The sequence below is a fragment of the Arthrobacter sp. NQ4 genome (assembly GCF_029077345.1).
GTDB lineage: Bacteria > Actinomycetota > Actinomycetes > Actinomycetales > Micrococcaceae > Arthrobacter.
In genome coordinates this window covers 29,612-41,612 of the sequence record NZ_JARETC010000006.1, presented here as the reverse complement: position 1 = coordinate 41,612, position 12,001 = coordinate 29,612, and the positions used below count along the sequence as shown (strand labels likewise).

General features: G+C 68.6%; 9 protein-coding genes. 2 read left to right on the top strand and 7 right to left on the bottom strand.

The window, feature by feature from the left end; genetic code table 11:
* Positions 1 to 4: 4 nt before the first annotated feature.
* From PUN51_RS11950 to PUN51_RS11930, 5 genes are all read right to left on the bottom strand, one after another.
* Positions 5 to 1,456 (bottom strand): HNH endonuclease signature motif containing protein, encoded by a 1,452-nt coding sequence (locus tag PUN51_RS11950; protein WP_275181055.1) that lies wholly within the window; start codon positions 1,454 to 1,456, stop codon positions 5 to 7.
* A gap of 112 nt (positions 1,457 to 1,568) precedes the next feature.
* Positions 1,569 to 2,309 carry a thymidine kinase gene (locus PUN51_RS11945; protein WP_159632182.1) on the bottom strand — a complete coding sequence of 247 codons (741 nt, stop codon included), beginning with the start codon at positions 2,307 to 2,309 and terminating at the stop codon, positions 1,569 to 1,571.
* Positions 2,302 to 3,528 (bottom strand): alkaline phosphatase family protein, encoded by a 1,227-nt coding sequence (locus PUN51_RS11940; RefSeq protein WP_275181054.1) that lies wholly within the window; start codon positions 3,526 to 3,528, stop codon positions 2,302 to 2,304. The genes PUN51_RS11945 and PUN51_RS11940 overlap by 8 nt, the downstream gene beginning before the upstream one ends.
* Positions 3,528 to 4,271, bottom strand: a complete 744-nt coding sequence (locus tag PUN51_RS11935; RefSeq protein ID WP_159632184.1) for a DUF5998 family protein — start codon at positions 4,269 to 4,271, stop codon at positions 3,528 to 3,530. Before PUN51_RS11935 ends, PUN51_RS11940 begins: the two co-directional genes overlap by 1 nt.
* 41 nt (positions 4,272 to 4,312) lie before the next feature.
* Positions 4,313 to 6,997 (bottom strand): bifunctional acetate--CoA ligase family protein/GNAT family N-acetyltransferase, encoded by a 2,685-nt coding sequence (locus tag PUN51_RS11930; RefSeq protein ID WP_275181053.1) that lies wholly within the window; start codon positions 6,995 to 6,997, stop codon positions 4,313 to 4,315.
* A gap of 76 nt (positions 6,998 to 7,073) precedes the next feature.
* On the opposite strand from PUN51_RS11930, the gene PUN51_RS11925 reads away from it, so the two are divergent.
* On the top strand, positions 7,074 to 9,596 hold the full coding sequence (locus tag PUN51_RS11925) for a DNA gyrase/topoisomerase IV subunit A (protein WP_275181052.1): 2,523 nt from the start codon (positions 7,074 to 7,076) through the stop codon (positions 9,594 to 9,596).
* A gap of 36 nt (positions 9,597 to 9,632) precedes the next feature.
* Here the strand turns inward: PUN51_RS11925 and PUN51_RS11920 are convergent, their stop codons facing one another.
* On the bottom strand, positions 9,633 to 10,433 hold the full coding sequence (locus PUN51_RS11920; protein WP_275181051.1) for an ABC transporter permease subunit: 801 nt from the start codon (positions 10,431 to 10,433) through the stop codon (positions 9,633 to 9,635).
* Positions 10,423 to 11,403, bottom strand: coding sequence for an ABC transporter ATP-binding protein (locus PUN51_RS11915; RefSeq protein WP_275181050.1), 981 nt, complete (start codon positions 11,401 to 11,403; stop codon positions 10,423 to 10,425). Before PUN51_RS11915 ends, PUN51_RS11920 begins: the two co-directional genes overlap by 11 nt.
* Positions 11,404 to 11,472: 69 nt before the next feature.
* On the opposite strand from PUN51_RS11915, the gene PUN51_RS11910 reads away from it, so the two are divergent.
* Complete coding sequence (locus tag PUN51_RS11910; protein ID WP_224025702.1) at positions 11,473 to 11,991, top strand: DinB family protein; 519 nt, start codon at positions 11,473 to 11,475, stop codon at positions 11,989 to 11,991.
* The last annotated feature ends 10 nt before the right edge of the window (positions 11,992 to 12,001 follow it).

Genomic DNA, 12,001 nt, shown 5'->3' with positions numbered 1-12,001 from the left:
CGCATCACACGGCAAGGTGCTGGAGGAGGGCATCTTCCAGAAGGCTCCGTTCTCCAGGCTTGTTGCGGGCCTCGGGCAAGAACCCTGACGGCCATCCCGGAGGCCATTGGGCAGGTTCCCAGTCCTGGTGTTCGCTCAGGTAATGCCGGCCGGTGGGTGAGGTCCAGCCGGGTGGTTCGTTCTTGGTGGCCGGGGTGGGTTTCCAGGCGGTGGTGTGGCGGAGTTTGTGGTGTTTCGGGCAGGGCTGTCCCAGGTTGCTGATTCCGGTGGTGCCGCCGTTGGCCCAGGCGAGGATGTGGTCGGCGTCGTTGTCGAGGGAGTTGTTGCTGCAGCCCGGGAACGGGCATTTGCCGTCCCGCATCCGCAGCCACGCCCGCATCGCGCCGGTGACCCGGTAGCTTGTCCGGCCGATTTCCAACGGTGCCCCGTCCCGCGGGTCCACCAGCACCCGGTAGAACGAGCCAGCACCGCCAGCGACGAGCCGCCGGGCCATTGGCGGCGGGATGGGACCGTACCCGTCCAGCATCGCCGGTTCGTCGGTCTGGCCCAGCAGGGAGAACACCGGGACCGTGACCAGCACCTGCGCCCGGATCGGAGATTGCTGGTCAGTTCCCGCGCCGACCCTGGCACCGTTGCCTGTGCTGCCGCCGTTGGTGAGAATTGCGTTGGCGAAGGTGTCGGCCCGGAGTTGGGGCATGCTGCGGGGCTCGTCCGGTCCCTGCATGCCCCGGGCGGCCGCGGTGAGCCGGTTCCACCCGGCCTGGGCCTGGTCCGCGGGCAGGTAGGCGGAGAGCCAGGCCATCCCGTCCTGGTCCGGCCGGAACTCCACCCGCCGGTCCCCGACACCTTTGGCGTGGCGTTGTTCGATGGACCCGGCCTGGTGGCGTTCCCGCCAAGTCCGGGCCTTGGCCTTGAACCGGTGCGCCGGCAACTGCCCCACCGGGCACCCCCGCGCCGGGTCCGGGGCGTCCGGGTCCAGGAAATGGGCTTCCAACGCCGCAGCCCCATCAGGATCAAGGCACGCTGTCTCGTCCGCCATCACCACCGCGTGGCTCCAGGAGATCGCCCCGGCCTGCAACGCCTCCAACGTCCGCGGCAACGTCGCCGTGACAGCGTGCGAGGTGACCAGGAACGACGACGCCGCCCGCGGACCCAGGGCCAGCACACACCCGATCTCCGCCGCGACCGCCGTCTCCTGCGCCTGCACCGGAACATCCGGCCCCGCAACAGCTGCGGCGCTCTCCGCATACCCAACTGCCGCCTTGGCCTTCACCGCAGCGATCCCGGCCTCAACCTCACGGGTCCCGGCCAGAATCTCCAGGCAACCATCCGCCAAACCACCCAGAGGGTCAGCCGCAGAAAAAGGCACCGCACCGGCCCCATCCACCTCAGCATTCAGCACCGCAAGGGCAGCACGGATCTCCCCGAACGCCCTCGCCACCGCCGCCATCCCCATAAACCCATCATGACAAAGGGGTACGACAGTATGAGTCGGAGCCGCAAGGAAGCGCTTCTGCTTCCCGGAATGGAGGTGCCGGTGCGGGAGTTCGGATGCGTGCGCGGAAGGGTCAGCCCTTTGAGCCTGTCCCCCGGCCCTCGCCAGGTCCACCGGAGCCGTGCCAAAGGCAGGCATCGACGTCGAACGGCAGCAACTGGTCCTGCTGTGCCATCAGGGATGCGCCGTGAGCCGTCACCCGCCTCATGAAGTGTCGCCGGCACAAGGTTTCGTACCCCACCACCGGAACATGCCCTGCCTCGGGGGCAGCGGCTTCCACCACCATGTCCACGTCGCCCACCACCACCTGCGCACCTTCGGTGACCATGACGCCGTCGACCGTCCTGGCATTGTGGGTGGCGCGGCGGCCGCACCAGCACAGCGCCTCCACCTGGAGCACCTGCACCCGGTCGGCGAGCTCAATCAGGCGCTGCGAACCAGGGAACAGCCTGGTGCGGAAATCAGCGGTGATTCCGAAAGCGAAGACGTCGACGTCGATCTCGTCCACCACTTTGGCCAGCTGCTCCACCTGTTCGGGCGTGTAGAACTGGGCTTCGTCGCAGATCAGGTAGTCAACGCGCTGCCCCTGGGTGCGGCGGATCATGACTTCCTCCCAGAAGTCGGTGCTGTCCAGCACTTCCACGGCGTCCGTCTCCAGACCCAGGCGGCTGGAGATCCGGGACTCACCGGCGCGGTCGTTGCGGCTGAACCGGACACCGCCGCGGCCGCGGGCCCGGTGGTTGTAGTCCATCTGCAGGGCCAGGGTGGACTTTCCGCAGTCCATGGTGCCGGAGAAGAAGATGAGCTCAGCCACGCCGACGGTTCCTTCCTTCGGCCGTGAAGCAGAGCAGCGGGACCTCCCGCTCAGCCTTGGTCAGCGAGCCGTGCTGGCCCACCACCTCCATGGCAGTCGGCCGCATGCGCCGGCCATCGTAAAGCGCGACGGCGTCCCGCGCCGCGATCATGACGTCACCGATCCTGCCTTCAACAGCGGGCCGGACATCCTTGCCGAAGAGTCCCCCGGCTACGGCTTCACCGCGTGTGAAGGCCCAGATCCGGTCGCCGAACCGCGCCTTCCAAGCCGCCAGCAGCCGCTCCGCGCCGCCGTCCGACAGATGCGTTTCTTCAAGGTACAGGTGGACCATCCGTGGTTCACCTGCCGTGTGCCGGACGCCCTCCACCAGGGCGGGGTCCGTGGAGAAATCGATCCGCTGCGGTTCGGCCACGTCCAGCATCCCGTGGTCTGCCGTGAGCAGGATGGTGGTGCCGGCGGGAAGGGTGGAGTTGAGCCGCTTGACCGTGGCATCGAGCTCTTCCAGCTGGTGTTCCCACTGCTCGGAGCGGCATCCGTAGCGGTGGCCGGCCTTGTCCAGGTCGTTGACGTAGAAATACATGAGGGACGGGCCTGGTGCTGCCATGGCTTCGGCCGCGGCGGCGGTCCGGGCATGGGCGGTTGTCCCCGGAATGAACCTGCCGCCCCGGAGTGCGGCTCGGGTCATGGGCGAGCCGTCGAACTGGGAGAGGCTGACCGTGCTGACGTCCACCTGTCCGGCGATCCGTTCGAACACGGTAGGGAACGGCTGCCAGGCCGACGGATCTACGCCCGGATCCCAGTTCCCCAGCAGGTTGACCACCTTGTCCTGGTCAGGGTCCAGGACGTCGTAGCCCACCATGCCGTGCTGGCCGGCAGGAAGCCCGGTCCCAAAGCTGGACAAGGCCGCTGCTGTGGTGGAAGGGAACGCGGAGTCCAGCCACACCGGGACGTCGCCCTGCCCGGCCTGAAGCACAGAGCGCAGGAACGGGGTGTGGGCGGATTTCTGCTTGAGGAGGTTCCGGCCCAGTCCGTCCGCGAGGACCACGCACACCCGTGAGGCAGCAGGGAATCCGAGGGTATTGGCAAAACCTTCCACCCCAAGGCTTGCGGCTGCACTGGTCAGCACCTCAGCGATGGAACGATGCCCGTAGGCGGGAGCAGGCGGAAGGTCGGGGGTGCGTCCGGAGGCTTGTACGGCGTGGTGGCGGTCTTCCGGCATCAGCGCTGCTGGTGCCCGCGGCTGAGCCGGTTGCCGAACACTCCGGAGCGCGGCCGCGGCGCCATGGACTGGGCGTGGGAGACGGGGGCGGCGGAACCGGTGTTGACGGCGCGCAGGGCCCGGGCAAACAGTTTGGCGTCCTGCACGGCCTGCAGCCCGTCAGCTTCGGCGCTGATTCGGAGCACGATGTCCTCCTGCGCGATGGTTCCGGTGTAGCCGTGGTCCGCTTCGCACTGCGGATCGCCGCAGCTGGCCGGACCCATGTCCAGCCGCTGGCCGCCGGACCATGCGATGGACAGGGTCAGTTCCCGGACCGGGTCGGAGGGCTTGTAGTTCTGCGGCTGCGCGTACATGTAGCTGAGGACCACCGACCTGATCTGGGACACGGGAACGGACTCCGTGGAGATTTGGGCGACGATCTGCTCCCCCGCCTCATCCAGCTGCTGGTCGTCCACATGGGTGATGACCAGCATGTCCGCGGTGAGGACCAGGACGGTGATGTGGCGGCGCACTTCTGCCCGGTCGAAGTGCGTTTCCAGGTGCACCAGGTGCGCCACGCAGTCCCGGCCATCCAGTGCGTCATCGACAACATCGGATACCAGGCGGGGGTAGAACCCGGCCTTCTGCAGCGCGTCCTCGAGGCTCTGGCCCTGGACTCCGTGGTTGTGTGAGCTGTGCTGGCGGACTGCCTGGTTTTCGTTTCCGGGCGTTTCGGGCGCCGACGCGGGAGGCTGGAAGCTCATGCCCCCATTTTCACAGATCGGCCGGTCACTTGCTAACCGCCTCAGCCCAGCATGGCCCGGCGGGCGCTGTCGGTGCGCTGCGCGGCGTTGCCGATCCGCACGTCCGCGGCGAGGATGGTGGCCCCGGACGTGCCGCACAGGACAGGGTTGAATTCCACCAGTGCGATCTCCGGATGGTTGTCCTTCATCCATGCCAGCCTGCCCGCGAGGTCCTCCAGCGCGTGCACGTCCACGGCCGGCAGGCCCTGGTAGCCGAAGAGCTTCCGGGACGCCCTGGGCGCCCGGATGAAGTCGTGGACATCCGCCGCCGAAAGCGGCGGAACCCGGTGGGACCAGTCGTCCAGGAGGTTGACGGCGTCACCGGCGAGGCCGAACGAGATGACCGGGCCCAGCAGGGGGTCCTCGATGGCCCGGAACGTGCACGCCTGTCCCACGGGAGCCATGGCCTGGACTTCGAGGGCCGGATCTCCGTAGGCAGCGAGCGCACGCCGCATCTGCAGCACATTCAGGCGCAGCGATTCGGCGTCCTCGATGCCAAGCCGCACGCCGCCGAGGTCCAGCCGGTGGCGGAGGGCAGGTTCGGTGGTCTTCAGCACCACCGGCCAGCCCAGTGAGTCGGCGGCGGCGACCGCCTCATCCGGAGTGGTGAACGGCGCAGAGGGCAGGACGGAAATACCGTAGTGCCCCAGCAGGGAGGCGGTTGCCGCCGGGTCCAGCTGCTTGAGCTGTTCGCCCGTGACATCCCGCAGCAGTTCATCGATCTCAGCCGCCGCCTGCCGCGGGTCGCAGCCGGCGGGCTCCACGAAGTGCCCCTGGTCGCGGGCGGCCCATTCCGCGTACCGGACCACCGCAGCGAGGGCGGCCACCGCGGCGCCGGGGTTTGAGAAGCAGGGGACGGTGCAGCCCCCGGTTCCCAGCAGGCCCTCCACGTTGATGCCGGGGTCCAGGATTCCGGTGAAGGCTGCCACCACCGGTTTCCCTGCGGTGGCGGAGCATTCCGCGAGGACCTGGGCCACCGCGTCGACCGTCAGCCCGCGGGCAGGCAGGAGTGCGGCGACGGCGGCGTGGACGGCGTCCGACGCAAGGGCATCAAGGAGGGCCTTGCGGAGCAGGGGCAGGGCCACCGATTGCCCGGCGTCCAGGTCGAGCCCGGAAACCACCTGCGCCACTCCCAGCCCGTGCGCCGCAGCGCTGTCCGCCACCACGTTGCCCAGCGCCTGGGAGTTGCTGAAGATGGCGACGTCGGGCCCGGCCGGGAGCGGCCTTCCCGACACCACCTGTGCCACGTCCACCAGTTGTTCGACGGTCTCCACCCGGATCACGCCGGACTGGCGCAGCATGGCATCCAGCGCTCCCGCCGGCGCCTGCGTGGTGCGGACGGCATGGCCTGGTGGCAGGCGGAGCCCCATGGTGTCGGATTTGGCGACGATGACCGGCTTGGTGCGTGCCAGCCGTCGTGCGATGCGGGAGAACTTGCGCGGGTTGCCGATCGATTCGAGGTACAGGCCCACGGCGGAGGTGTCGGCGTCGTCCTCCCAGTACTGCATCATGTCGTTGCCCGAAACGTCCGCCCGGTTGCCCGCCGAGAGCAGGCTGGACAGCCCCAGCCGGCGCCGGCTGGAGGCGGCATACAGCGAGACGCCGATGGCCGCCGACTGGCTGAACAGGCCCAGGCTGCCGCGCAGCGGCATGGTGGGCGCCATGGAGGCGTTCAGTGAGACGTCGGGGTGGGTGTTGGCGATGCCCAGCGACGCCGGCCCGATCACCCGCATCCCGTTCGCCCTGGCCTGGCGCACCAGGGCGCGCTGCCGCTGGAGCCCGCGTTCGCCGTCGTCCGCGAAGCCTGCGGAGGCGATCACCACGCCCTTGACGCCCGCGGCCGCGCACTCTTCCACCACGCCGGCGACTTCCTCATAGGGCACGGCGATGATGGCCAGCTGCACGGGCTGGGGAACTTCGGAGAGCTTGCCGTAGGACATCATGCCCGCCAGTTCCAGCGCCTCCGGGTTGATGGCGTACACCGGGCCGTGGAAACCGCCCTCGATGATGTGCTCCAGCAGCTGGTACCCCACGGTCCCCCACCGGCGGCTGGCCCCGATGACGGCAACGGACGACGGCGCCAGCAGCTCCCGGACGCTCCTCGCCTCCGCGCGGTGCTCGCGGGATTCCATCACGGCACGGGATTTTTCGGTGGGGTCGACGTTGAATTCCAGGCTGACGACGCCGTCGTCGAAGTGGCGCTTGACGTCGTAGCCGGCGTCGGAGAAGACCATCAGCATCTTGCGGTTCTCCGGCAGGACCTCGGCGGTGAACTTCCGGATGCCGTTTTCGTGCGCCGCGGCGGCCAGGTGCTCCAGCAGGATGGACCCGATGCCCCTCCCCTGGTGGGCGTCGGCGATGTTGAAGGCGACCTCCGCCTCGGTGGGATCGGTCAGCCGGTCATACCGGCCGATGCCGATGATTTCGCCGCCAATGGTGATGACGAACGCCACCCGGTCCTTGTAGTCCACCTCGGTGAACCGCTTGAGCTCCTTGGCGGACAGCCTGGCCTTGAACGCAAAGAAGCGCATGTAGATTGAATTCTGCGACTGCCCGGTATGGAAGGCCTGGACGGCGTCCGCGTCCGACGGGTGGATGGGCCGCAGATGCGCTGTCCCGCCGTCCCGCAGGACGACATCGGCTTCCCAATGTTCCGGATATTCGCCGTCCCCGGGCTGATCCACCATAGGCTTAGCCTAGCCAAAAACTATCGCAGCACACCCTATGGCTGCGCAGTAACCGCAGAAGGATTCACCAAACCCCATGGCCCGCCGGCAAAGTTCAAAACCCATCGTGGACGACAGCTACACGGAAAACATCGTCGATATCGACGTGACGTCCGAAATGCAGGGCTCCTTCCTGGAGTACGCGTACTCGGTGATCTACTCCCGGGCCCTGCCGGATGCGCGCGACGGGCTCAAGCCGGTACAGCGCCGCATCCTGTACATGATGAGCGACATGGGCCTGCGCCCTGACCGCGGCCACGTCAAGAGCGCCCGCGTGGTGGGCGAGGTCATGGGCAAGCTGCACCCGCACGGCGACGCCGCCATCTACGACGCCATGGTCCGCATGGCGCAGGACTTTTCGCTGCGCCTGCCGCTGATCGACGGGCACGGCAACTTCGGCTCGCTCGACGACGGCCCGGCAGCACCGCGGTACACCGAGGCCAGGCTGGCGGCGGCCGCCCTCACGCTCACCAACCACCTGGACGAAGACGTGGTGGACTTCGTCCCCAACTACGACAACCAGCTGACCCAGCCGGACGTCCTGCCCGCCGCCTTCCCCAACCTGCTGGTCAACGGCGCCACCGGCATCGCCGTCGGCATGGCCACCAACATGGCCCCGCACAACCTGGTGGAGGTCATCTCCGCCGCCCGGCACCTGATCGCCAACCCCGACGCCACCCTGGATGACCTCATGCGGTTCGTCCCGGGCCCGGACCTGCCCAGCGGCGGCCGGATCGTGGGCCTGGACGGCATCCGCGATGCGTACGCCACCGGCCGCGGATCCTTCAAGACCCGCGCCAAGGTGGAGATCGAACAGCTCTCCGCACGCCGCACCGGCCTGGTGGTCACTGAACTGCCGTACATGGTGGGCCCGGAAAAGGTGATCGAGAAAATCAAGGACGCCGTCAACGCCAAGAAGCTGACCGGCATCAGCGACATCGTGGACCTGACGGACCGCAAGCACGGGCTGCGGCTGGTCATCGAGTTGAAGAACGGCTTCAACCCGAACGCGGTCCTGCAGCAGCTCTACCGCTACACGCCGATGGAGGACTCCTTCGGCATCAACAACGTGACGCTGGTGGACGGCCAGCCGCAGACGCTGGGCCTGGTGGACCTGCTGTCCGTCTACGTCAACCACCGGATCAACGTGGTCCGCCGCCGGACCGTCTACCGCCTGGGCAAGAAGAAGGACCGCCTGCACCTGGTGGAGGGCCTCCTGATCGCCATCGTGGACATCGACGAGGTCATCCAGATCATCCGGTCCTCGGACGAGGCCGCGGCGGCCCGCGAGCGGCTGATGTCCATCTACGACCTCACCGAGGTCCAGGCCAACTACATCCTCGAACTGCGCCTGCGCCAGCTCACCAAGTACTCCCGGATCGAGCTGGAGAAGGAGCAGGACGAGCTGCGCCGCGAGATCGCGGAACTCCAGGCCATCCTGGACTCCGAGGAACTGCTCCGCACCGTGGTCTCCGACGAACTGGGCGCGATTGCCGAGGAACACGGCACCCCGCGCCGGACGGTCCTCCTGGAGTCCGAGGCCGTGTCCCCCACCGTCGCCGCTGCCGAGCTCGCCGGGGCGAAGAAGGGCAAGGCTGCGCCGCTGTCCCTCGAGATCGCTGACGACCCCTGCTGGGCCATCCTCACCGCCTCCGGGCAGGTGGCACGCACCAGCACCCAGGAACCGCTCGCCGAGGCTGGCCCCCGGAGCAGGCACGACGTGTACACCTCGGTGGTCAAGACGTCGGCCCGCGGCGAAATCGCGGCGGTCACCTCGCAGGGCCGGATGCTCAGGCTGCAGGTCATGGACATGCCGGTCCTGCCGCCCGTGGCCGGCCTGCCGAACCTGGCCGGCGGCGTGCCGGCCAAGGAGTTCCTCACCCTGGTGAAGGGTGAAACCCTGGTGGCGTTCGTGCGGCTGGATGAAGTCCTGGCCATCGGCACGGCGCAGGGCGTGGTGAAGCGGGTCCAGCCGGACTACCCGCTGAACCGGGAAGACTGGGAAGTCATCACCCTCAAGGACAAGGACGTGGTGGTGGGAGTCGCTCCGGCCGGGGCCGATGACACCGAACTGGTGTTCCTCACCCGGGAAGCACAGCTGCTGAAGTTCCCCGCAGCCGTGGTCCGTCCCCAGGGCCGAACCGCCGGCGGCATGGCCGGGATCAAGCTCGCCGCGGGCGACCAGGTGATCTTCTTTGGTGCCGTACAGGCCCAGGACGAGGCCGCCGTCGTGGTCACCATCGCCGGGACCAACGGGGCCCTCCCAGGCACCGCCCCGGGCACGGCCAAGGTCACCGCATTCTCCGAATATCCGGCCAAGGGGCGTGCCACTGCAGGGGTCCGGTCGCACCGGTTCCTCAAGGGCGAGGACATGCTGCTCCTCGCGTGGGCGGGCCACGGCCCGGCCAAGGCGTCCTCCGCCGGCGGAGTGGCCCGGTCACTGCCGCAGGAACACGGCCGCCGTGACGGCTCGGGCGTCCCGCTCTCCCAGGCCGTGGACGTGGTGGGGCCGGCCATGGCGTGGATGGATGGCGGCTCAGCCGGGGACACCGCGGAGTAGGGCCCGTCGCGGAGCAGGGCTGCGGCCACCTCCTGCTCAGCCGGCTACGTCGCTGCGCCGGAACCCGGCGACGGCGAGCGCCACCAGCACCGCAATGGTGCCCGCGGCCACCAGCACACTGTCCCAGGCGGTGCCGTTCCGGAGCGGGTCGTGGGCGATGTACTGGAAGAAGGGCGACACCTTCTGGATCCGGTAGAAAACGTCCACCAGGGGCGCCAGGGCGTTGACGATGTAGGCCAGGACCGCCAGCACGGCCGGAACGCCCCGGCTGAGCCCGGTCCGTCCTGTCCCCGCTGAGAGCGCCAGGGCCAGGGAGCCGAAAACGACGCCCAGAAGTGCCAGGTGGAGCATGGCCGCGGCCACCTTGTCCGCGGGCAGGACAAGGTCCACCATGCTGCCTTCCAGCACCAGGGACACGCCCATGACGGCGGCCAGTGCGAACGTGCCCGCCACCATGGCCAGGAACTTGTCCACCACCACCCTGCCCCGGCCCACGAGGTTGGAGAGCAGCAGGTCCATGGTGTGCCGGTCCTCTTCGCCGCCGATGGCTCCCGCACCCGTGCTGACGGCGTAAATCAGCACCGCTATGGGCCCCATGAAGGACATCAGCTCCACTTGGATGTACCCGGTGGGGGTGGACATGTCGGCGGTGGACGTGGCGAACAGGGAACGGAACGCCTCCGGCATCTGGTCGATGAAGCCGCTGATAGAGGGCTGGGACTTTACCGAGGGCCAGACGGCCGCGTACATGGCCACGATGAGGGCAAGGGAAACAGCCCAGGCCACGAGCAGCCTGCCCTGGTCCCGGAGTGTCTTCAGCAGGACGCTAGCCAGCATGGTGCACCGCCGTTCCGGCCACACTTTTGGACGGACTGGCCGCGGCGCTGCCGGCGGGGTCCATCCCGTAGTAGCTCAGGAACATCTCTTCCAGCGGCGCCTCGGAGCACTCGAAGTCCTCCACTTCCCCGGCGCTGACCAGTTTCAACAGGGCGTCCAGGGCCGACTGCGGGGCGTTGCAGCTCAGCGTCCGGCCGTCCACCAGCAGGTCCCGTACGCCGGGTACGGCGGCGAACCCGGCCGCCGGCACTTCCCCGGCGAAGCGGGCACGCACCCGGTGCAGAGAGCGGGCTGCCAGGTCCTGCAGCCGCTCCACCGCAACCAGCTTGCCTGCGCGCACCACCCCGATCCGGTCCGCGACGCGCTCCACCTCGCCCAGGACGTGGGAAGAGAACAGGGCCGAGCCGCCGTCGGCTGTGTGTTCACGCAGGATGGAATGGAACACCTGCTGCACCAGCGGGTCGATCCCGCTGGTTGGTTCGTCCAGGACCAGCAGACGCGGCGTGGACATGACCGCCAGCACGACGGCGAGCTTCTGGCGGTTCCCGCGTGACAGCGTGCGGGCCGGTTTGCCCAGGTCCAGGTCCAGCCGGGCTGCCACTTCCGCCGCCCGCTGACCGTCGTCCCGGTGCCGCAGGTGGGAACAATAGGCCACGTGCTGGTGGCCGGTGAGGCGGTCGTACAGGGCGGGCTCGCCGGGCACGTAGCCCACCACCCGGTGGACGTCCCGGGACTGGCGCCAGGCGTCCAGCCCCAGGACGGACGCCGTGCCGGACGTGGGCCGCAGCATCCCCATCAGGAGCCGGATGGTGGTGGTCTTGCCTGCCCCGTTGGGGCCCAGGTATCCGAACACCTCGCCCGGTCCAATGGTGAGGGTCACGTCGTCGAGCGCTGTGTTCCGGCCGAACCGCTTCGTCAGGCCGGCCAGCTGCACCATACTCTCCGCGCCCAGGCGCGGAGCCGGGCTCATGCGGCCACGCTGGCCGGGCCGCTGCACCCGGCCCAGAGTCTTTTGGCCCGCACGGCTTAGACTGCTCCCATGCCTATCGTTCCTGATGAAAAGGACTGGACCTGGGTCCTGTCACGGCCCTGCCCGGAATGCAATTTCCATGCCTCCACGGCCACCCCTGCCACGGTTCCCGGAAGCATCGAAAGCATGATTCCCCGGTGGCTGGCCGTCCTCCGCCGGCCGGACGCGGCGGAGCGCCCCGACGGGCAGACGTGGTCGGCGCTGGAGTACGCGTGCCATGTGCGGGACGTCTTCACCCTTTTCAACCAGCGCCTGAACCTGATGCTCGCCGAGGATGGCGCCCGATTCGCGGACTGGGACCAGGACCGGACAGCCCTTGAGAAGGACTACGCCAACGCCGATCCATCCGAGGTGGGCCCGGAACTGGCGGCGGAAGGTCACGAGGCCGCCGAGTCCTTCGCCGGCGTCCCGGAAGAGGACTGGGGCCGCAAGGGCCTGCGCAGCAACGGCTCGGAGTTCACCGTCCTGACGCTCTCCCAGTATTTCCTGCACGACGTGGTCCATCACCTGCACGACGTCGACGGCTGACGTCTGGGGT

Bases quoted from the DNA above. Each gene is read 5' to 3' on its own strand.
- PUN51_RS11925 (WP_275181052.1), top strand. From the start codon at position 7,074: ATGGCCCGCCGGCAAAGTTCAAAACCCATCGTGGACGACAGCTACACG.
- PUN51_RS11940 (WP_275181054.1), bottom strand. From the start codon at position 3,528: ATGCCGGAAGACCGCCACCACGCCGTACAAGCCTCCGGACGCACCCCC.
- PUN51_RS11930 (WP_275181053.1), bottom strand. From the start codon at position 6,997: ATGGTGGATCAGCCCGGGGACGGCGAATATCCGGAACATTGGGAAGCC.
- PUN51_RS11910 (WP_224025702.1), top strand. From the start codon at position 11,473: ATGCCTATCGTTCCTGATGAAAAGGACTGGACCTGGGTCCTGTCACGG.
- PUN51_RS11950 (WP_275181055.1), bottom strand. From the start codon at position 1,456: ATGGGGATGGCGGCGGTGGCGAGGGCGTTCGGGGAGATCCGTGCTGCC.
- PUN51_RS11920 (WP_275181051.1), bottom strand. From the start codon at position 10,433: ATGCTGGCTAGCGTCCTGCTGAAGACACTCCGGGACCAGGGCAGGCTG.
- PUN51_RS11915 (WP_275181050.1), bottom strand. From the start codon at position 11,403: ATGAGCCCGGCTCCGCGCCTGGGCGCGGAGAGTATGGTGCAGCTGGCC.
- PUN51_RS11935 (WP_159632184.1), bottom strand. From the start codon at position 4,271: ATGAGCTTCCAGCCTCCCGCGTCGGCGCCCGAAACGCCCGGAAACGAA.